This window comes from Dysosmobacter sp., assembly GCF_034093755.1.
In the GTDB taxonomy this organism is placed as follows: domain Bacteria; phylum Bacillota; class Clostridia; order Oscillospirales; family Oscillospiraceae; genus Oscillibacter.
The window spans coordinates 1-20916 of the sequence record NZ_JAXEBZ010000038.1; the positions used below are offsets into that span (position 1 = coordinate 1).

General features: G+C 64.6%; 18 protein-coding genes. 12 read left to right on the forward strand and 6 right to left on the reverse strand.

Going from position 1 to position 20916, the window contains the following annotated elements:
* Positions 1-11: 11 nt before the first annotated feature.
* Positions 12-683 (reverse strand): DDE-type integrase/transposase/recombinase, encoded by a 672-nt coding sequence (locus tag SOX55_RS05065; protein ID WP_325286412.1) that lies wholly within the window; start codon positions 681-683, stop codon positions 12-14.
* Positions 684-1336: 653 nt separating this feature from the next.
* Between SOX55_RS05065 and SOX55_RS05070 the strand changes: the two genes are divergently transcribed.
* The 4 genes from SOX55_RS05070 (at position 1337) to SOX55_RS05085 (ending at position 7450) form a co-directional block, all read left to right on the forward strand.
* Positions 1337-2311 (forward strand): leucine-rich repeat domain-containing protein, encoded by a 975-nt coding sequence (locus SOX55_RS05070; protein WP_325286349.1) that lies wholly within the window; start codon positions 1337-1339, stop codon positions 2309-2311.
* Positions 2312-2463: 152 nt separating this feature from the next.
* A complete protein-coding gene (locus tag SOX55_RS05075) occupies positions 2464-3600 on the forward strand; it encodes an exonuclease SbcCD subunit D (protein WP_325286350.1) in 1137 nt (378 codons plus the stop codon).
* Positions 3597-6341 carry an SMC family ATPase gene (locus SOX55_RS05080; RefSeq protein WP_325286351.1) on the forward strand — a complete coding sequence of 915 codons (2745 nt, stop codon included), beginning with the start codon at positions 3597-3599 and terminating at the stop codon, positions 6339-6341. The genes SOX55_RS05075 and SOX55_RS05080 overlap by 4 nt, the downstream gene beginning before the upstream one ends.
* 116 nt (positions 6342-6457) lie before the next feature.
* A complete protein-coding gene (locus SOX55_RS05085; RefSeq protein WP_325286352.1) occupies positions 6458-7450 on the forward strand; it encodes a lipoate--protein ligase in 993 nt (330 codons plus the stop codon).
* A 51-nt stretch (positions 7451-7501) separates the two neighbouring features.
* On the opposite strand, the gene rpoN is transcribed toward SOX55_RS05085, so the two are convergent.
* The 3 genes from rpoN to SOX55_RS05100 form a co-directional block, all read right to left on the reverse strand.
* Positions 7502-8884, reverse strand: a complete 1383-nt coding sequence (rpoN, locus tag SOX55_RS05090) for an RNA polymerase factor sigma-54 (RefSeq protein WP_325286353.1) — start codon at positions 8882-8884, stop codon at positions 7502-7504.
* A gap of 49 nt (positions 8885-8933) precedes the next feature.
* Entirely contained in the window at positions 8934-9821 is an 888-nt protein-coding gene (locus tag SOX55_RS05095) for a DMT family transporter (protein ID WP_325286354.1), read from the reverse strand.
* A 183-nt stretch (positions 9822-10004) separates the two neighbouring features.
* Positions 10005-11363, reverse strand: a complete 1359-nt coding sequence (locus tag SOX55_RS05100) for a C-GCAxxG-C-C family (seleno)protein (protein WP_325286355.1) — start codon at positions 11361-11363, stop codon at positions 10005-10007.
* 332 nt (positions 11364-11695) lie between these two features.
* Between SOX55_RS05100 and SOX55_RS05105 the strand changes: the two genes are divergently transcribed.
* The 5 genes from SOX55_RS05105 (at position 11696) to SOX55_RS05125 (ending at position 16696) form a co-directional block, all read left to right on the forward strand.
* Positions 11696-12664 carry an ABC transporter substrate-binding protein gene (locus tag SOX55_RS05105; protein ID WP_325286356.1) on the forward strand — a complete coding sequence of 323 codons (969 nt, stop codon included), beginning with the start codon at positions 11696-11698 and terminating at the stop codon, positions 12662-12664.
* Positions 12627-13640, forward strand: a complete 1014-nt coding sequence (locus SOX55_RS05110; RefSeq protein WP_325286357.1) for a FecCD family ABC transporter permease — start codon at positions 12627-12629, stop codon at positions 13638-13640. The genes SOX55_RS05105 and SOX55_RS05110 overlap by 38 nt, the downstream gene beginning before the upstream one ends.
* Positions 13637-14407 (forward strand): ABC transporter ATP-binding protein, encoded by a 771-nt coding sequence (locus tag SOX55_RS05115; protein ID WP_325286358.1) that lies wholly within the window; start codon positions 13637-13639, stop codon positions 14405-14407. The genes SOX55_RS05110 and SOX55_RS05115 overlap by 4 nt, the downstream gene beginning before the upstream one ends.
* Position 14408: 1 nt before the next feature.
* Positions 14409-16460 carry a siroheme synthase CysG gene (gene cysG, locus SOX55_RS05120; protein WP_325286359.1) on the forward strand — a complete coding sequence of 684 codons (2052 nt, stop codon included), beginning with the start codon at positions 14409-14411 and terminating at the stop codon, positions 16458-16460.
* A gap of 110 nt (positions 16461-16570) precedes the next feature.
* Positions 16571-16696, forward strand: a complete 126-nt coding sequence (locus SOX55_RS05125) for a hypothetical protein (RefSeq protein ID WP_325286360.1) — start codon at positions 16571-16573, stop codon at positions 16694-16696.
* A 55-nt stretch (positions 16697-16751) separates the two neighbouring features.
* Here SOX55_RS05125 and SOX55_RS05130 read toward each other — a convergent pair whose 3' ends face one another.
* Both SOX55_RS05130 and SOX55_RS05135 read right to left on the reverse strand, forming a co-directional pair.
* Entirely contained in the window at positions 16752-17585 is an 834-nt protein-coding gene (locus tag SOX55_RS05130; RefSeq protein WP_325286361.1) for a GDSL-type esterase/lipase family protein, read from the reverse strand.
* Positions 17586-17765: 180 nt separating this feature from the next.
* Complete coding sequence (locus SOX55_RS05135) at positions 17766-18683, reverse strand: sugar phosphate nucleotidyltransferase (RefSeq protein WP_325286362.1); 918 nt, start codon at positions 18681-18683, stop codon at positions 17766-17768.
* Between the two features lie 186 nt (positions 18684-18869).
* Here SOX55_RS05135 and SOX55_RS05140 point away from each other — a divergent pair, with 186 nt between their 5' ends.
* From SOX55_RS05140 to SOX55_RS05150, 3 genes are read left to right on the forward strand one after another with little or no spacing between them, the layout of a single operon-like run.
* Positions 18870-19295 (forward strand): Fur family transcriptional regulator, encoded by a 426-nt coding sequence (locus tag SOX55_RS05140; protein WP_325286363.1) that lies wholly within the window; start codon positions 18870-18872, stop codon positions 19293-19295.
* Entirely contained in the window at positions 19282-20004 is a 723-nt protein-coding gene (locus tag SOX55_RS05145) for a metal ABC transporter ATP-binding protein (protein ID WP_325286364.1), read from the forward strand. Before SOX55_RS05140 ends, SOX55_RS05145 begins: the two co-directional genes overlap by 14 nt.
* Entirely contained in the window at positions 20004-20807 is an 804-nt protein-coding gene (locus SOX55_RS05150; protein ID WP_442873611.1) for a metal ABC transporter permease, read from the forward strand. The genes SOX55_RS05145 and SOX55_RS05150 overlap by 1 nt, the downstream gene beginning before the upstream one ends.
* Positions 20808-20916 lie beyond the last annotated feature (109 nt).

Consider the following 20916-nt stretch of genomic DNA (forward strand, 5'->3'; position numbering starts at 1 on the left):
CTGTAGGATTGTCAAACATATTGGACAGAGAACTCAAAAGGAGATAGCCAGCCAAGAGGCCTCATGGGAAAGTTGTTGGAACGGCGGTTATGGATGGCAAGCTGCTTTTCGAAGTCCGCAAGGGAGTAAAAGCTGTGGGAAGAATAGAAGCGTTTCTGGTCTTCCCGGTGACTGCGCTCTACTTTGCCATTGTGCCGTGGGGTGTAAGGCCGGATGAGCTTGTGTCGGATGCCGAGTTCTTTCGCTGTCGCTTCAAATAACGTAGGCAGGTCCCGTTTACTGTTGGAAAAGCGGTTGGTGAACTCAAAGCCGTTGTCTGTCTGGACACACTCCACCTGGATACCCCGGCGGGCATACCACTTTACCAGCTTTTTCAGGAAATCGGCAGAGGAGTAGGTAGACTGCTCCGGATAAGCCGCCAGAAAGCGCAGGCGGGTAAACTCGTCAATGGCAGTATACTGGAACAGGCGAAGTTCTGGATCTGTGATGCAGCGTCGAGGGACAACTTTCACATCCACCTGGATTCGCTGACCGGGACAGGTCATCTGCTCATAGGGCTTGGGCGTATAGGCTTTCTTTGGCTTTTCACCGGGAAACAGTCCCAGTTTCCGCATGACCCGAAACAGACTTTCCGGACGACGGGTATAGCCACGCTGTCTCAAACGGTGCCATAGCTCCACCATGCCCAACGTGGGATTCCTGCGGCGCATATTCCGGATCAACTTGAGTTCTGCCTCTGTGTGTTGGTTGGGGTGGCTGTGAGGACGCCGGGACTGGCAGGCAAGGGATTCCGCACTTCCATCCCAGCGAGCCCGCCAGAAGTAAATGTAAGACCTGCTTTTGTTGTACTTCCGGCTGGCCCGGCTGACACCGTATTTTGCCGCATACTTCATTAAGGATTGCCTGTACGCCATGTCCTGTGTTATACTCTTGCTCATGAAGGATATGGCCCCCTTTCGTTAAGTTGTGGTGTGGTAACTCAACTTTAACCGATAAGGCCCTATCCTTCATCCTTTTTATTTACTTGTCCAACATGTATTGTAATCCTACAGGATTCTCTGCGTTTTGGGCCAAACAGGGATTGACTATTGAGCGTCTTTGGACTATAATCACCACATCGAAAGTTTACTTTTATATTAAAAAACGAAGATATATTTCCAAAAAGTAACTCGCAGCCTGCCGCCTGTGATCCTGCCGAAAGTTCAAAGGATTCGATTGGCATCCCGAAATTTCCCAAAGGCTGTTATCCCTGTCATGTTGATCCATTCGCGCAGGAACGATTTGGAGCAGCCCAGAGAAATCTCAGCCAGATTACATTCATAGGAGGGACCCGTTTATGGCAAATATCTGTTGGTTTGAAATGCGAATGAGAGGAAGCAAGGAAAATTGCCTTGCGATGCTGAACTCCGGCATTCCCTGCTATGACGCGCGTGTAATAGCAGAGAACGGAACGGAAACGGACTATATGATGTATGTCCGCGGCGAATGCGGATGGTCTGTCACGGGCAGCATGGTGAATGTTGACGCGGAAGAGACCCTCGCCGCAAAAGCCGCCAGGTTCCAGCTTGAGCTGGAAGTGTGCGGCCTGGATGAAGCCGGAGAGTGTCCCGAGCGGTTCCACTACAAGGGCGATCAGGTGATCCGGGAGAACAACCTTGCTCCCTGTCTTCCGATCTGCGGTGTTGAAGACGGCGACTTTGCGTTGAGCGAGGAAGAACTGAAAAAATACGACAAAGACGAAGATGCCGGTATGTATGTTCTGAAGGAAGAGTTCGCCGAACACTTTACATTTGATTACGAGCGGGATGAAGCCGTATTTGATTTCACCATGTCCTTCCGTGATTTGCCCGGATTTGAGGAATATGAAGAGTCCGGCGGGGACGAGCAGGACGATGACCCCTTCGGCAGCACACTGGGAATCCTTTCCACGATGGGGATTGCTCCCGATGAGAACGGATTTGCATTGTCTTATGACGAGGAAGATCACAGCGCAACCCTTTACGGGTATTTTGGAACCGCCAAGACTGTAATTGTCCCTGATGGTGTCACCTTCCTGGAAATGGGCTGCTTCTCTGACAACGAAACCGTTGAAGAAATTGTCCTGCCCCAAACGCTGAAATCCATTGGGGAAGATTGCTTTACAAATTGCCCGAATCTGCGGAAAGTGGTCATCCCCGAAAGCGTAGAGTCTATGTGGGAAGACGATGACACCTTTGAAGGCTGCCCCAATCTGACGATCTGCACCCCCAAGAACAGTGCTGCGGATCGGATTGCACGCGCAAAAGATCTCCGCGTCGTAAACGAATTCTGAGTGAAAAACTGTTTGCATGACTCAGCGGAGCAAAGCCGGCCCCGATATTTGGAATTGCGCCCCTGCCGGCTCACCGGCAGGGGGTTTTCTATTGCCCTTTCTGTAAGAATCCGATATACTGGCAGCATCCAAACTCCCTTCCGAGGTGGCCTATGAAATTCATCCATCTGTCCGACCTGCACATCGGCAAGCGGGTCAACGAGGTTTCCATGATTGAAGAGCAGACATCCATTCTCTCCCAGATCATCGGGATCATTGACAGCGAGCATCCCGACGCCGTGCTGATCGCCGGCGACGTCTACGACAAGTCCGTTCCCTCCGCGGAGGCTGTGACCCTGCTGGACGATTTTCTCTGCCGTCTGGCGGAGCGGAACCTCCCGGTGCTGATTATCAGCGGCAACCACGACAGCCCCGAGCGGCTGGCCTTCGGCGGGCGGCTGATGGAGGGTGCCGGCATCCATGTCTCCCCGGTTTACAGCGGAAATGCGGAATCCGTCACGCTGTCCGACGAGCACGGCACAGTCACCTTCTGGCTGCTGCCCTTTGTGAAGCCCATCCATGTGAAGCGCTGCTTCCCCGACGAGGCCATTGAGAGCTATACCGACGCCATCCGGGCGGCCATCGGGCACATGGGGGCGGACTTCTCCGGCCGCAACGTGCTGCTGACCCACCAGTTCGTCACCGGCGCCGCCACCTGCGAGTCCGAGGAAATCTCCGTGGGCGGCAGCGATAATGTAGACTCGTCCGTGTTTGAGGGCTTCGACTATGTGGCCCTGGGCCACATCCACGGCCCCCAGAACATCGGCAGCGACCGCATCCGCTACTGCGGCACGCCCCTGAAATACTCCTTCTCCGAGGCGGGCCACCGCAAGAGCGTCACCGTGGTGGAATTGGGGGAGAAGGGCTGTCTGAACGTCCGCACCGTCCCCCTGCCCCCCCGGCATGACCTGCGGGAAATCCGGGGCACTTACGAACAGCTGACCGCAAAAAGCAACTATGCCGGCACCGCCGTGGACGATTACCTCCACATCATCCTGACGGACGAGGAGGACGTGCCGGAGGCCATGGGCCGTTTGCGGGTCATCTACCCCAACCTGATGAAGCTGACCTACGACAACGCCCGCACCCGCACCAGTGCGGTGATCGACAGCGTGGAGGACCTCCACCGCAAATCCCCCCTGGATTTGCTGGAAGAGCTGTATCAACTGCAGAACAACCAGCCCATGAGCCAGGTGCAGAGAACCTACGCCCGGGAGCTGATTGAACGAATCTGGGAGGGTGAAGCATGAGACCGCTGAAACTGACCATCTCCGCCTTTGGCCCCTACGCGGGAACGATGGAACTGGATTTTGAAAAGCTGGGGCAGAGCGGCCTGTATCTCATCACCGGCGACACCGGCGCGGGGAAGACCACCATTTTTGACGCCATCTGCTTTGCCCTGTTCGGCGAGGCCAGCGGCAGCAGCCGGGAGCCGGGCATGCTCCGCTCCAAGTACGCCGACCCGAAAACCCCCACGGAGGTGGAGCTGAAATTCGCCTACGGCGGCAGGGAGTACACCGTGCGGCGGAACCCGGAGTACATGCGTCCCAAGGGCCGCGGCGAGGGGATGACCCGGCAGGCCGCCGACGCCCGGCTCATCTGCCCCGGCGGCAAGGATGTGACGAAGCTGAAGGAGGTCAACGCCGCCATCCGGGAGATCATCGGGCTGGACCGGGGGCAGTTTTCCCAGGTGTCCATGATCGCCCAGGGCGATTTTCTCAAGCTGCTGCTGGCGGGCACCCGGGAACGGCAGGAGATCTTCCGCAGCATTTTCAACACGAACCTGTATGTGGTCCTCCAGAAGAAGCTCAGCGAGGATGCAAACGCGGTCAGAAGCCAGTGGGATGACACCCGCCTCAGCATCCGCCAGTATGTGGACGGCATCGTGTGCGAACCGGGCAGCCCTCTTGCAAACGCGGGGGACCTGCCCATCGCGGAGGTGGCGGAGCTGCTGGACCGGTCCCTGGCGGAGGATGAGGCGCTGCAGCGGCAGCTGGGCGAACAGCTGACCGCCGTGGAGAAGGCCCTGGAGGACGCCGCCGCCCAGATGGCGAAGGCGGAGCACCGGGAAAAAACCGCCGCCGCCCTGAAAGCCGCGGAAGACGCCGAGAAGGCAGCGGCCGTCCTTCTGGAGCAGCGGCAGGCCGCGCTGGAGGCGGAGCGGGCGAGAAAGCCGGAGCAGGATGCCCTCCAGAAGAAGATCACGGAGCTGGAGCTGCTGCTTCCCAGCTATGACGAGCTGGAGAAGCTGATTGCTCAGCAGGCGCAGGCAAGTGCCGAGTGGAAACAGGCAGAGTCCGGGGCAGCGAAGGCCCAGCAGGAGCACACGGCCCTGCTGGAAGCGCTGGAGCGCCTGAAGCAGGAGCGGAAGTCGTTGGAAAACGCCGGAGCGGAAAAGGAAAAGCTGCTCCGCCAAATGCAGGAGCAGTCCGACCGGAAGCAAAGGCTGGAATCCCTGATTGCCGACGTGAAAAACCTGCACACCCAGCAGAACCTGCTGACAAAGCTGCAGCGGGACTACATGGAGAAGGAATCCACCGCCGCCGGGCTGCAGTCCGCCTTCGAGGGCAAGAACCGGGCCTTTCTGAACGAACAGGCCGGCATCATCGCCGGAACCCTGGCGGCAGGCGTCCCCTGCCCCGTCTGCGGCTCCACAGAGCACCCGTCCCCCGCCGTTCTGACGGAGGGCGCCCCCACCGAGGCGGACGTGAAGAAAGCAAAGGCCGCCGCCGCGCAGGCCCAGCGGGAAGCGGAAGACGCCAGCCGCAAAGCCGGCGAGCAGAAGGGCAAGGTTGCCACCGCCGGGGACGCCATCCGGAAGGAGCTGGAATCTTTGCTGGACGGCGCGGCGGTTGAGGAAGCCGAAGCCCGGGCGGCTGCTGCCGTTTCCGCACTGGACGCTTCCATGGCCGATCTCCGGAAGCAGCTTCGCAAAGCAGAGCAGGACGAAAACCGGAAGGCCGCGCTGGATCGGTTGATTCCGGAACAGGAAGCTGCCGCCGCCGAAAAAGAGACAACCTTCACGGCGCTGAAGGAGAACATGGCCAGGCTGCAGGCCTCCGCCGAAGAATGGGACCGGCAGATCAAGGCCCTCCGCTCCAGACTCAGTTTCCCCGGCAAGGCGGCGGCCCAGGCGGAAAAGGCAGCCCGGGAGGCCGGGCTGAAAACGCTGCAGGAGGCACTGAAGCAGGCGGAGGAAGCCCATGCCGCCTGCGAGAAGGAATGGACCGCTCTCAGCGCCCAGATCCGTCAGCTGCGCAGCCAGCTGGCGGAACTGCCGGAGATTGACAGCGCCGCCCAGGCGGCCAGGAAAGAGGAGCTGACCGGCCAGAAGAACGCCATCACGGAGCGGCAAAAGACCGTTCACGCCCGCATCACCGCCAACACGGCCTCCCGCGGGAACATCCGGGCCAAGTCCGACCAGCTGACCGCCCTGGAGGAAAAGCTGCGTTGGATGCGCGCTCTGGCCAACACCGCCAACGGGCAGGTAGCCGGCCGGGAGAAGCTCATGCTGGAGACCTATATCCAGACCACTTATTTCGACCGGATCGTGGCCCGGGCCAATGTGCGGCTGATGAAGATGACCGGCGGGCAGTACGATCTGAAGCGGCGGACGGTGGCGGAGAACGGGAGAAGCCAGAGCGGTCTGGAGCTGGACGTGATCGACCACTACAACGGCTCCGAGCGCAGCGTCAAGACCCTCTCCGGTGGTGAGAGCTTCAAGGCGTCCCTGGCCCTGGCCCTGGGCCTCAGCGACGAGGTGCAGATGTCCACCGGCATCCACCTGGACACTTTGTTTGTGGACGAGGGCTTCGGCTCTCTGGACCCGGAGTCCCTGGACCAGGCCTACCGGACCCTGGCGGGCCTGACAGAGGGCAACCGCCTGGTGGGCATCATCTCCCATGTGGCGGAGCTGAAAGAAAAAATCGACAAGCAGATCGTTGTCACGAAAGAAAAGTCCGGCGGCAGCCGGGCGGAGATCGTCGTATAAGCGCCAAAATCCCCGGCTTGCGTTTCCGGCGCCGGACGGTATCCTATTCTACACGCGGGAATTCCACCCGGACCCGTCCGCGGCGCGGTCCGGGTTTTCTCAGAGAGGAGCAGCTTATGAGCCAGCACGTCATTTATCTGGAAACCGGTTCCCAGGACCCCGCCTACAACCTTGCCTTTGAGGAGTACGTTCTCACCCGGTGGACCCAGGGGGACTACCTGATTCTGTGGCAGAATGACAACACCGTGGTAGTGGGCCAGAACCAGAACACCGCCGCGGAGATCAACCGGGCCTTTGTGGAGGCCCACGGCATCCGGGTGGTGCGGCGCACCACCGGCGGCGGCGCGGTGTATCACGACCTGGGCAACCTGAATTACTCCTTCATCACCGACGCCGCCGACGCGGAGCGGCTGACCATGGAGCAGTTCACCCTCCCGGTGGTGAAGGCCCTGCGGAAGCTGGGGCTGGACGCCCAGGCCTCCGGCCGGAATGACATTCTGGTCAGCGGCCGCAAGGTCTCCGGCACCGCCCAGCGGCTGTATCGCCAGCGCATCCTCCACCACGGCACCATGCTGTTTGACGCCAACCCGGAGATGGTGGCCGGGGCGCTGAACGCGGACCCGGAGAAGTTCCGGTCCAAAAGCGCCAAGTCCGTCCGCAGCCGCATCGGAAACATCCGGGATTTCCTGGGCGGGGACATGGACCTGCCCGGATTCTGGGCGTATCTGAAAGAGGAGCTGGCAGGCGGGGACTTTGTCCCCGGCCGGCTGACGCCGGAGGAACTGGAGGCGGTGGCGCAGCTGAAGCGCGCCAAATATGACACCTGGGAGTGGACCTACGGCCGCTCCCCCAGGTACACCATGTCCAACAAGCGGCGCTGGGACGCCGGAACCCTGGAGGTGTGCCTGTCCGTGGAGCAGGGACACATTACCGACCTGGTGTTCTACGGCGATTTCCTGGCCGTCTGTCCCCTTACCGACGTCACCGACGCCCTGAAGGGCGCCCCCTTCACCCGGGAGGCGGTGGCGGCGGTGCTGGAGCGCTTCCCCCTGCAGGAGCGGTTCGGCGGCATCACGGAGGAGGAAATTCTGGAAACTCTCTTTTTCTGACCGGTCTCACCCATGAAAAAAAAACCGCCCTGACGGGCGGTTTTTTTGCATTTATATTCCGCTCTCTCCGGCCTGGCGGCGGGCGGCGGCAGGCGGGATGCCCAGCTCACAGCGGTAGTTGGCCACAGACCGGCGGGAGATCTGGATGTGCTGGCCCCGGAGGGCGCCGCACAGCTGGCTGTCCGTCAGGGGATGGTTTTTGTCCTCCCGGCGGATCAGCTCCCGCAGCCGTTCCTTCACGCCGGCGGCGCTGACCGCGGCCCCCTGGGCAGGCAGCGGCGCGGAAAACAGGCTCCGCAGGGCCACCACCCCCATGGGCGTGTCAATGTACTTGCCGCTGACAGCCCGGCTGACGGTGCTGATATGGACGTTCAGCCGGTCCGCCACCTGCTGCATGGTCATGGGCCGCAGGGCCTGCCGGCCGGAGCGGAAAAACTCCGGCTGCAGCTGCGCCATGCACACAATGACCCGCTCCAGGGTGGTGCCGCGCATGTCGATCTGCTTTTGCAGCAGCGCCGCCCGCTGCTGGTGCTCCTTCAGGAAGCGGCGGGCGTCCGGGTCATCCCCCGCCTCCGGCAGGGACAGGTACTCCTCCGGCAGCACCACCGCGGGCATCGACTCGTCGTTCATCCGCACGGTCACCCCCTCCGGCTCCATGGTCACGAAGGCCTCCGGCACCACGAACTGGGTGTAGCCGTGGGCATGGTAGCCCTCGCTGGGGATGGGGTTCAGCTTTCGGATTTCGTTGCACCAGCGCAGGGCCTCCTTGCTGGAGATGCCCAGCGCCCGGCCGATGCGGTCATACCGCCCGGCGGCCAGGTCCTGGAGATGGTCCTTGGCGATGCGCACGGTATACTCGTTGAAATAGGGGGACTGGGCCAGCTGCAGCACCAGACACTCCGACAGGTCCCGGGCGCCCACCCCGTCCGGCGACAGGCTCTGCACCACGTACACCGCCTGGCGGGCATCGTACACCGAGACGCCCATCTGCCGGGCCAGCTCCTCGTCACTGTCCTGCAGGTAGCCTCTGGGGGAGAGGGAATAGATGATATAGATGCACCGGGACAGCAGCTCTTTCGGCAGGTCCAGCACCGACACCTGCTGGATCAGGTCCTCCGTAAAGGAGATTTTGGTGCCCAGGAAGGTCAGCGGGTCCACCCACTCCCCGTCCCGGGAGCGGAAGGAGGCCTCCCTCTCCCGGTCATTTTCCCCGGAATGGGACTCCTCCCGGCGGGCGGACTCCACGATGGAGCTGAGGCTCTCCGCCTGTCTGGCCCGGACCTCCAGCAGCGGATAGTCCCGGATCTCCTCCAGAATATACTCCTGCAGCTCCGGCAGCGGGAGGGAGAGCACCGCCAGGGACTGCTGCTGCAGCGGACTCAGGGTCTGCACCTGCCGCACGGCCTGGTCCATGGACATATGGGGATCTGACATCAAAACGCCTCCTTTCCGGCGGATGGGACGTGAAGCGCTCCCGGCGCAATCACCCCTGATGGGCGGGAACGGCGTGCCGCTGCCGCAGCACGGGGAGCAGCACCTCCATCAGCACGCCGGTGAGAATCAGCGCCGCGCCCAGCAGCATCCGGGGCGTCAGCACCTCATGAAGCAGCACCCGGGACACGATGGCGCAGAAAATGCTCTCCGTGGACAGGATCATGGTGCAGCGCACCGGACCCATGTAGCGGATGGCCATGTTCTTGAGAATGTAGCAGGCCACGGTGGGCAGGCCCGCCTGATAGACCAGGGCCGCCACCGCCGGCGCGGTGTAGCCGGCGCTGAACCCCTGAAACAAAGACAGCACTCCCATCACCGCCGTGGTGGTGAGAAACTGATAAAAGCTGATCTCCACCCGGGACTCCTCCCCCGCCAGCATGGCCACGGCAATGCTGTTGAGGCCGTAGGTCAGGGCGTCCGACAGCAGCAGCGCATCCCCCAGGGCGAAGGAGCCGAAGCCGTCGGTCAGGCTGAGAAAGCCCACGCCGGTAAAGGCCAGCACCGCCGCGCCCACCGACCCCAGCCGCGGCTTCACATGGCAGAACAGGAAGTAGAGGAAGGGCATCATCACAATGTTGGTGGCCGTCAGGAAGGAGGCCTTGGAGGCCTGGGTCATGGTGATGCCGAACATCTCCAGAGTGTAGGAGCAGACGGTGATGAGCCCTACGATGATGCCGGTGCGGACCGCCCGCCGGTGGGGGCGGCGCAGCTGCCGGTAAAAGAGGACAAAGGTCAGCAGTGTGGCCAGTCCGAACCGGAAAAACACCGTTTCAAACTGCCGCATTCCGCCGTTCATGCAGATTTTGGACGCCACAAAGCTGCTGCCCCACATGGCGGATGTGAGCAGCAGCAGCCAGGGCGCATTCTTCTGGTTCAAAGAGAACTCTCTCCTTTCCGCCACGAATCTTCCGCTTCCGATGATAGCCTTTCTTTCGACGCAAATCAAGGAAAAACCGGAAAATCGGCGGGTGATTTCCGGGACGGCCGTCCCGGCAGACGATGCCCGGCGGAGGTGGGATTCCGCTTCCGCCGGGCAGCGGGAAGATTCAGCCTGCGGGAGTCAGCAGGTGGCGCCGCCCACCACGTTCATGCCCAGGATTTCCGCCTTCCGGCGCAGCAGGTCATCCCCCAGCAGCTGCGCCTCCACGATTTCCATGCCCAGGCGCTCCACGGTGTCGGCGAACCGCTCGCCGGACCTGCCCTGATCCCGGAACAGCAGAATGGCCTTCTCCACCACGTCCAGCGCCTCGTCCCGGTCGGTGAAGATTTTGCTCAGCATCTGGCCGTGGGCTACCCGCTTGCCCCAGCGGCCGCCCACGAACATCTTCCAGCCGTAGGCGCCCTCGTCATTGCAGTGGAAGGGGCACTTGCCCACGCAGCGGCCGCAGCTGTTGCACAGGGCGTGGTCGATCACCAGCCGGCCGTCCGTCAGCTTCGCCGCGTGGACGGGGCAGGCGGTCTCCACCTGGCACTTTTTGCAGCCCCTGCACTTTTCCGGATCGTAGCCGGGGGTCCGGGCGCCCACAATGGCCAGGTCGTTCAGGTCCGGCTTGACGCAGTTGTTGGGGCAGCCGCCCACGGCGATTTTGAACTTGTGGGGCAGGGCCACGTCGGCGTAGCCCTTGAAAAACCGCCGGTGGATTTCATTGCTCAGATCGTATGTATCGTACAGGCCGTACTGGCAGGTGGTGCCCTTGCAGGACACCACGGGGCGCACCTTGCTGCCGGTGCCGCCGGTCTCCAGACCCGCCTTGCCCACGGCGGCCCGGAAGGCGTCGATGTCGCCGTAGTCGATGCCGGAGACCTCCACCGTCAGGCGGGTGGTAAACATCATGTGGCCGTCGCCGTACTGTCTGGCGGCGTCCACAATGGCCTGGCACTCGTCGTTGGTGATGCGGCCGTTGCGGGTGATGACGCGGCCGTTGAATTTGTTGGTGCCCTTCTGGTGCAGGAAACCCAGGGCCTTGACCCGTTTGATGTCCTCGGGCCGCAGGGTGCAGCCCTCGCCGGCAGGCGCGGCGGCACGGCCGTCCAGCCGGTCAATGAAGGCCTCCAGCGCCCCGGCGGCCAGCTCCACGGCGGCGCGGCAGCGGCCGGCCTCCGTTTTGTACCGGGCGGACAGGGTATCGCAGTCCGCGGCGCCGCAGGCCATGGTCTGCTCAAAGGTCTCCGCGAACCGGCCGCACAGCTCCGCCAGGTCCTCCCGCCGGCTGTACTTCCGGCTCAGCACGGCGATGGCGCCGGTGAGGGCGCCGCAGGTGCCGCCGCAGCCCATGCCGCCCCGGAAGCCGGCAAACAGCCCCGCCTCGGCCTCGCTGATGTTCAGGCCGTACACCTCACCGGCGGCCAGCACAATGGCCTCGGCGCAGCCCTTGCCCAGATTGAAATAGTAATCAGAGGCTCGCTCTTTCAGTGACATATCAGAATTCCTCCCCAAAATTCAGCGGAAAGACGGAACAGATTTCCCTTGGATTCGCCGGTCATCCCCCGATTATAGCACGTTTCCCCCGAATCACAAGGGGGCCGGCGGGAAAAACCCGCCGTGGGCGGCTGGTAATTGCAGCCATTGCCCCGTCTCCGTTGACAATCCCGGCATGCTCTGCTATAATCAAGTCCGCAAAGAAGAGATCTGCCAGACCGCGCGGCGCGGACAAGGGCCTTGAAACGACCTCTCTTTTCCGGACGGAAAAGGGGGATCTGCGCCCTTCCGCCGGGTCTGGCATTATTTTTTTGCAAGGAGTATGACACACCATGAAACGAGTATTTTCCCTGCTGCTGGCCGCCTGCTGCCTGCTGCTCACCGCCTGCGGCGGCGCAGCGGCCGCCCCGTCGGAGCCGGCGGCACCGGCGGAATCCGCGGCGCCGGCGGAAACCGCCGTCACCTTCACCGACGACCTGGGCCGCCAGGTGACGGTGGACCGCCCGCAGCGGGTGGCCTGCCTCATCAGCAGCTTTTCCGACATCTGGTGCCTGGCGGGGGGCGCGGACACCATCGCGGCCGCCACCGACGCCACCTGGCGGTACTTCGACCTGCCGCTGAAGGATGACGTGGTGAACCTGGGCAGCACCAAGGACCTGGATCTGGAGCAGCTGCTCTCCTGCCAGCCGGACCTGATTCTGGCCAGCGGCGGCACCGACCGGAACGTGGAGCTGGAGGCCTCCTTCGCGGACATGGGGCTCAACGCCGCCTACTTCTCCGTGGACAACTTTGAGGACTACCTGCGGATGCTGCGCATCTGCACGGACATCACCGGCATGCCGGAAAACTATGACCTTTACGGCACCCAGGTGGCGGCCCGGGTGGACGCTGCCCTGGCCCGGCAGGACGGCTCTGCCCCCACGGTTCTCTACATCCGGGCCACCGGCAGCAGCTGCAAGGTGAAAAACAGCGAGGGCAGCGTGCTGGGGGAGATGCTGGCCCATCTGGGCAGCGTCAACATCGCCGACCGGGACGGCAGCCTGCTGGAGCAGCTGAGCATGGAGGCCATTCTGCAGGCGGACCCGGACCACATCTTCGTGGTGCTCCAGAGCGCGGACCCCGCCGACGCCCAGGCGGTGCTGCAGACCACGCTGCTGGACGATCCCGCCTGGGCCTCCCTGACGGCAGTGCGGGAGGGACGCTACCATGTGATGGACCCGAATCTCTACAATCTCAAGCCCAACGCGCGATGGGGGGAAGCCTATGAGCAGCTGGCAGACATTCTCTACCCGGCCGAATAAGGCACTGTTCTGGACCGCTCTGGCGGCGCTGACGGTGCTCTCGGCCCTGGGGAGCCTGTGGTTCGGCTCCGTCAGCGTCTCCCCGGCGGAGGTGCTCACCGCCCTTCTGGGCCGGGGCGGCGGCTCCACGGCGGCGAAGATTGTGCTCTACAGCCGGCTGCCCCGCACCTGCGCCGCGCTGCTGGCCGGCGCGGCGCTGGCGGTATCCGGCGCGGTGATTCAGACGGTGCTGAACAACCCCCTGGCCTCCCCCGGCATCATCGGCGTCAACTCCGGCGCAGGCCTTGCGGTGGCGGTGCTGTGCGCCATTGCCCCCACGGCCCAGCGGCTCAGCCCGCTGGCGGCCTTCGCCGGCGCGGTGCTGGGGGTGCTGCTGGTGCTGGGTCTGGCGGAGCGCACCGGCGCCTCCCGGATGACCCTGGTGCTGGCGGGCGTGGCCATCTCCAACCTGTTCAGCGCAGGCATCGACGCCGTGGTGACGTTGGTGCCGGACGCCCTCACCGGCGTCACCGACTTCCGCATCGGCGGGTTCCACGGCGTCACCATGGCCCGGCTGGCCCTGCCGGCGGCGCTGATTGCCGTGAGCCTGCTGGCGGTCTTGTCCCTCTCCCAGCAGCTGGACATTCTGGCCCTGGGCGGCGACACCGCCCGGAGCCTGGGACTGGCGGTGGGGCCGGTACGGATTGCCCTGCTGGTGCTGGCGGCGGCGCTGGCCGGCGCGGCGGTGAGCTTTTCCGGGCTGCTGGGCTTCGTGGGGCTGATTGTCCCCCACGCCATGCGGCGCCTGGCCGGGGAGGACAGCTTCCCCCTGCTGCTCTCCTCCGCCCTGGGAGGCGCCTGCTTCGTAACGGTGTGCGACCTGCTGGCCCGGGTGCTGTTCGCCCCCTTCGAGCTGCCGGTGGGCGTGGTGCTGGCCTTCACCGGCGCCCCCTTCTTCCTGTGGCTGCTGTTCCGCCAGAGAGGAGGCCGCCTGTGATTCAGCTGAAAGACCTCTCCGCCGGCTACGGCAGCAAACCCATTGTGGACCGCGTGACCCTGGACTTCCTGCCGGGGCAGGTGCTGGTGCTGCTGGGACCCAACGGCAGCGGCAAATCCACGCTGCTGAAGGCCGCCCTGGGGCTGCTTCCCGCCATGGGCGGGCAGGTGCTCTTCGACGGGGCTGCCATGGCCTCCCTCACCCGGCGTCAGATCGCCCGGAAGGCAGCGTTCCTGTCCCAGAGCCGTCCCCAGTCCTCCATTCTGGCGCTGCGGATGGTGCTTCACGGCCGGTTCCCCTACTTATCCTATCCCCGGCGCTACAGCCGGGAGGACTACGCCATCGCCCGGCGGGCCATGGACGCCGCCGGCGTCCGGGCCTATGAGAACACCAACGTCAGCCGCCTCAGCGGCGGACAGCGGCAAGGGGTTTACCTTGCCATGGCCCTGGCCCAGGACACGGAAACCATTCTAATGGACGAGCCCACCACCTATCTGGACATTCACCGTCAGCTGCAGGTGATGGACACCGCCCGGGCCCTGGCCGGTCAGGGCAAGGCGGTGGTGCTGGTGCTCCATGACATTCCCCTGGCACTGCGGGGGGCGGACCGGATCGCCCTGCTGGAGAGCGGGCGTCTGGCCTGCTGCGGCACACCGGAGGAGGTGTACGCCGGCGGCGCCCTGGACCGGGTGTTCGGCGTGGCCGTCCACCGGGTGGACACCCCCCACGGACCCCAATACTACTGCACGGAAAAGGAGGAGGCCTGACATGCCCCATTTCCCTCTGTTTATTGATCTCACCGGCCGGCGCGTCCTGGTGGTGGGCGGCGGCGCCGTGGCGGAGCGGAAGCTCCGCAAGCTCTCTCCCTACGGCCCCCGGTGCACCGTGGTGGCCCCGGAGGTCACGGAAACCATCGCCGCCATGGTGGACACAGAGGTCCGCCGCCGCGCCTTTTCCCCGGAGGACCTGGAGCCCCGGCCCGCGCTGGTCATCGCCGCCACCGGCGACCCGGCGGTGAACCGGCAGGTGTCCGCCCTCTGCCGGGAGCGGAACATCCCCGTCAACGTGGCGGATGACCCGGCGCTGTGTACCTTCCTGTTCCCGGCGCTGGTGCAGCAGGGCAGCTTCTCCGCCGGCATCTCCACCGGCGGCGCCAGCCCTGTTGCCGCTGCCTGCTTCAAGGAGCGGCTGGCAAACCTGCTGCCGGAAAACCTGGAGGAGCTGCTGGACTGGCTGGAGGGGCAGCGCCCGGCCCTGAAGGCCGCCATCCCCGACCAGACCCGCCGGGCCGGGGCCTTCCACCGGCTGTTTGACGCCTGCATGGAAAAGGGCGCGCCCCTGACGGAGGAGGAGACGGCCCGGTGCGTGGCCGGCGGAGCGCCCATGGGCAGCGTGGCCCTGGTGGGCGCCGGGTGCGGCAGGGCGGATCTGATCACCGTCCGGGGCCTGCGGCTTTTGCAGCAGTGCCAGGCGGTGGTATACGACGACCTCATTGACCCGCAGCTGCTGGATGCCGCGCCGGAGGGCGCGGCGCGGGTGTACATGGGCAAGCGGTCCGGCCGCCACTCCGCCCCCCAGGAGGAGATCAGCCGGAAGCTCATAGAGCTGGCCCAGTCGGGGCTGCAGGTAGTGCGGCTGAAGGGCGGCGACCCCTACCTCTTCGGCCGGGGCGGCGAGGAGATGCTGGCGCTGCAGGCGGCGGGCATCCCCTGCACCGAGGTGCCCGGCATCCCCTCCGCCATCGGCATTCCGGCGGAGGCGGGCATCCCGGTGACCCACCGGGGTGTCAGCCGGGGGCTGCACATTGTCACCGCCCACACCGCCACCACCGCCGACGGCCTGCCGGAGGACTTCGACGCCCTGGCCCGGCTGGACGGCACCCTGGTGTTCCTCATGGGCCTGGGGCAGCTGCCGAAGATCGTCCGGCGGCTGCTGGAGGCGGGCAAGAGCGGCGACACCCCGGCGGCGGTGCTGTCCGGCGGCAACTCCCCCCATCCCGTCACCATCCGCTCCACCCTGCGGGACATTGAGGCCGCCGCCAGGGACGCCGTCTCCCCGGTGGTGATTCTGGTGGGCGGCGTGGCGGCCATGGACCTGAGCCGGGGGCCGCTGGCCGGTGTCCGGGTGGGCGTCACCGGCACGGCGGAAATCGCCGCCCGGCAGTGTCCTGCCCTGGAGCAGCTGGGGGCCGAGACGCTTCGGCTGGCGGTGTCCCATGTCCGGGACCTGCGCCCGGAGCCGGTGTGGGAGACGGACCGGCCCCACTGGCTGGTGTTCACCAGCGGCAACGGCGTGAAGCGGTTCTTCCATCAGCTGCGGCAGCAGGGAAAGACCCTTCCCCCCTGCCCCGGGCGGAAATTCGCCGTCATCGGCGGCGCCACCCGGCAGGTGCTGGCGTCCTTCGGCATTCAGGCGGACCTGTGCCCGGAGGTGTTCACCAGCGAGGCCCTGGCCCGGGCGCTGGCGGAAACCGCCGCCCCGGAGGAGGAGATCATCCTGCTGCGGTCCGCCGGCGGCGCCCCCATTCTGCGGCAGCTGCCGGAGGAGCGGGGCTTCACCGTCCGGGACGTGGCCACCTACGTTCTGGAGGCGGAGGAGCCGGTGCCCCTGCCGGAGCGGCTGGACTACCTGACCTTCTCCAGCGGCAGCGGCGTGGACCTGTTCTTCCGGCAGTACGGCAAAGTGTCGGCGGGAACCCGGTGCGTGTGCATCGGGCCGGTCACCGCCCGGGCGCTGGAGCGCCATACGGCGGAGCCGTACCTGCTGGCGGAGGACATCTCCGCCGCCGGACTGCTGAACGCGATTCTGCGGGACCGGTAAGTCCCCTCCGCTGGCGGGGACGGGTCTGCTTCATCTGCACATCCTCCTTCCGGCGCCGTTCCGTCTGTCCGGCGCGCAGTCATCCGGCAATTTACACTTTGCCATTCTAAATGACAGAAAAGCCCGGATTTTTCGCCCGCCGCTGCTCCGCGGCCTTCCAGCGCCAGGCGCTGTCGGAAATGCTGGGTCAGACGGCCATCAGCCTCTCCATGCCCATTGAGGAGCTGAGCGGCTGACGGCGGCAAACCAAACACAAAAAAATCCCCGTTCCATCCGGAACGGGGATTTTTTTCATATCGGGTTCTCTTTCAGGTACTCCAGCCACAGCCGGCAGCCTTTGGTGTTCAGGTGGATGCCGTCGCCGGTCAGTTCCGCCATCAGGCAGCCGTCCTCTCCGGTGACGGCCTCCGCCACGTCCAGATAGACGCAGCCCTTTTCCTCCGCCACCCGGCGGACCACCTCGTTATACTCGCCGATGCGGCGGTTGTTGACGTAGCTGCCCTTCTTCTCCTGCTTCGCGCTCACCGGCAGAATGGACTGGAGGGCGACGCGGGCGTCGGGGTGGTTCTCCTGAATCCGTTCCACAATGTCGCTGTAGCGCTCCTCAAACTTCTCCGTCTTGGGCCAGCCCAGCTCGTTGACCCCCAGCATGATGTACACCTTGGAGAACTCCAGCCCGTCCAGCCGGTCCATCAGGGTGACGGCTCCGCCCTCCGTCTCCTCCGTGGCCTTGGTCTGGACGGAGTCCACCGTGGCGCCCACGGCGTGGAGGTAAACCGGCGTCTCCAGGCCGGAGTATAGGGAAAAGCCCTCCGTCCGGGAGTCCCCCAGGAACACCGCGTCGGCAAAATAGGCATCGTCCACCGGGCCCTCCGGCGCCGCCGGCGTCTCCGCCCCGGGGAGGCTCTCCGGCGCTTCCGCCGTCTCCGCCGGCGGTTCCGGCTCCGGCAGCTGCCGCGCCTCCGGAAGCTCCGGCTCCGGCGCCGCCGCCTCCGCCGGCACGGCCATCCGCACGCTGACGGGCTGGGTCATGTCCGGGTCCGTGGGCATCAGGGCCAGCAGGCCCAGCAGTCCCAGCTTCACCAGCACGCTGCCGATCTTTTTGCCCCGTCCGGCCATGTCCATCCCCCCGTTTCCCCGGTGTTTTCTCTTCTCTTCTTATTAGACGGGAAATCCGCCCCAAAAGTCGGAACAATTTGTTAAAAAAACGATGTCAATTTCCGCCGTTTTTGTTACCGTTTTCCCGCTTCCGAAAACGGGGCCGGAGCGTCTCCGCCCCGGCCCCTCCGTCTCCTTTTCAGCGCCTCACGCCCGCAGGTCCGCCGGGTAGACGTCCGCCTCGTGAAGCGCGCGCAGGGCCTCCGCCACCAGGGGCTTGTCCTCCTGGTAGGTCATGCCGAACCACTTGTCCGCCGACCGGAGGACGGAGACCTCCATCTTCCCCTCCGCCAGCAGATCGCCGATCATCACCGGCAGCAGACACTCCGCCTTCAGCTCCTGCCCTTTGGGGGACCGGAGGAACTCATCAAAATAGTCCTTCAGCACCGGGAAGATGCTGGGGGCGAAGCCCCAGAAGTTCATGGACACCACGCTGTCCGGGTCCAGAGGCCGGTCCGCCGTCATGTCCCGCAGCGTCCCGTCGGGGAACAGGCGGATCTGCTTCGTCTCCACAATGGACGTCAGCTTTCCCTCCTCCGCCGTGCACACGCCCCGGGACACCGTGCCGTACAGGCTGGCGGTGTTTTTCAGCAGATACCCCACCATCACGGCAGCCCCCTGCTCCGGCAGGCGGGTCAGGGCCTCATACATGGTGCGGTAGGCGCCGATGCCGTAATAGTCGTCGGCGTTGATGACGCAGCAGGGCTCATGCACCACGTCCGCCGCGCACAGCAGGGCGTGGACCGTCCCGTAGGGCTTGGTCCGCTCCGCCGGAGGCGTGTAAAACGCCGGCAGGGAGGAATAATCCTGAAAGACGTAGGCCACCTCCACCGGAGAGCCGTCCAGCGCCGTCTTTTTCCGCAGGTAGTCCCCCACCAGACGATCCATCAGCGCCTCCATCTCCGGCTTGATGATGAACACCACCTTGTTGAACCCGGCCCGCAGCGCGTCATGGATGGAGTACTCCATCAGAATCTCCCCATGGGGGCCGATGCCGTCCACCTGCTTGCTGCCGCCGTACCGGGAGCCCAGCCCCGCGGCCATGATGACCAGTGAAACCTTCATGTTCTTTTCCTTTCCGGCCCTCGCCTGTCCGCCGGTTGTCACCGGTGGGTATATTCTGTTTTCAGAATACTCCCTTTCTCCTTTTTTTGCAACCTCCGGCAATCGTTTTCCACAAAAGCCCTTGACATTTTTCTCCATGCCGCTATACTGTGAAATTGATTCTCATTTTCAAATTGGAGGGATTCCATGTCCTATATCACCCGGCAGCAGCAGGCGGTGCTGTCCTGCCTGTCCCAGCGGCGGGAGCAGCCGCTGACGGTGAACGATCTGGCGGAGGCGCTGCGCCAGGCGGGCCACCCCGTGGGGCTGGCCACCATCTACCGCCAGCTGGACCGGCTGGAGCAGTCCGGCCACATTCACAAGCTCAGCACCGACCAGGGGGCGGTGTACCAGTACTGCGACCGCCCGGAAAACGGGCGGGAGTGCTTTTTGCTTCGGTGCACCGGCTGCGGCCGCATCCTGCATCTGGACTGCTCCCACTTAAAGCCCCTGTACGAGCATCTGGAGCGGCAGCACCGCTTCGTCATCGACCCCCGGGCCACGGTGTTCGCGGGGCTGTGCGACGTGTGCGCCCAGCGGCGGAAGGAGGGAGACAGCCATGGAGAGCAATGAGCTGATTCTCTGCCGGGACGTGTCCCTGGGCTACGAGGGCCAGGCCCTGCTGCACCACCTGAACCTGACGGTGCGGGAGGGGGACTACCTGTGCGTGGTGGGGGAGAACGGCTCCGGCAAGTCCACCCTGATGAAGGGCCTGCTGGGGCTGCTGGCGCCCCTGTCCGGCGAGATTTGGCGGGCGCCGGAGCTGAAGGCCGGGGCCATCGGCTACCTGCCCCAGCAGACCCAGGCCCAGCGGGACTTCCCCGCCACGGTGTACGAGGTGGTGCTGTCCGGGTATCTGAACCAGAAGGGGTTCCGGTTTTTCTACACCGCCGCCCAGAAGTCCGGCGCCCTGATGAACATGGGCAAGCTGGGCATTCTGGAGCTGCGGGACAAGTGCTACCGGGAGCTGTCCGGCGGGCAGCAGCAGCGGGTGCTGCTGGCCCGGGCGCTGTGCGCCGCCCGGCGGCTGCTGAGTCTGGACGAGCCCATCACCGGGCTGGACCCCGCCGCCGCCCAGGACCTGTACAAGACCCTGGCCTACCTCAACGAGAAGGAGGGCATGGCCATCGTCACGGTGACCCATGACCTGAAAGCCGCCCTCCGCAGCGCCCGGACGGTGCTGCACATCGGCCGGGACAGCTGGTTCCACGGCACCACGGCGGAGTATCTGGCCTCCCCCCAGGGGCGGCGGTTCCGGGAGGAGGGAACAGCGTGGAACTGATGAAAATGTTTTCCTACCCTTTCATGCAGCGGGCACTGATTGCCGGCACCCTGGTGAGCCTGTGCTGCGCGCTGCTGGGGGTGTCGCTGGTGCTGAAGCGGTACTCCATGATCGGCGACGGCCTCTCCCACGTGTCCTTCGGCGCGCTGGCAGTGGCGGTGGCCCTGGGGTTCACGCCGCTGTACTTCTCCATTCCGGTGGTGATTCTGGCGGCCTTCCTGCTGCTGCGGATGGCCTCCCGCCCCCACTGGAACAACGACGCCGCCATCGCCGTCATGAGCGCCTCGGCCCTTTCCATCGGCATTCTGGTGATCTCCCTCACCACCGGCATGACCACCGACGTGGACAACTACATGTTCGGCAGCGTGCTGGCCATGACCAAAGGGGACGTGGCGCTGAGCGCCGCGGTGAGCATCGCGGTGCTGGCCCTGTTCGTGCTGTTTTACCACAAGCTGTTCGCCGTCACCTTTGACGAGAGCTTCTCCCGGGCCACGGGGCTGAAGGTGGAGCGGTACAACACCCTGCTGAGCATCCTCACCGCCCTGACCATCGTGCTGGGCATGCGGATGATGGGCGCCATGCTCATCTCCTCTCTGATCATCTTCCCGGCCCTGACGGCCATGCGGCTGTTCAAGAGCTTCCGGGGCGTGGTGATCTGCGCCGGGGTGTCGTCGGTGGTCTGCTTCTGCGCGGGGCTTACCGCCTCCTTTGTGCTGGCGGCGCCGGTGGGGGCGTCGGTGGTGGTGACGGACCTGGCGGTGTTTCTGTGCGCCTGCCTGCTCCAGACCCTGCGGCGCAGATAAGGCCCCATCCCCTCTCCGGAGGTTCCAAACGGGACTTCCGGAGAGGTTTTTTCCGCATTCTCAACAATTTTTCCCGGTTTCCGGGCAAAATACAGGAAAGATTCTGGGC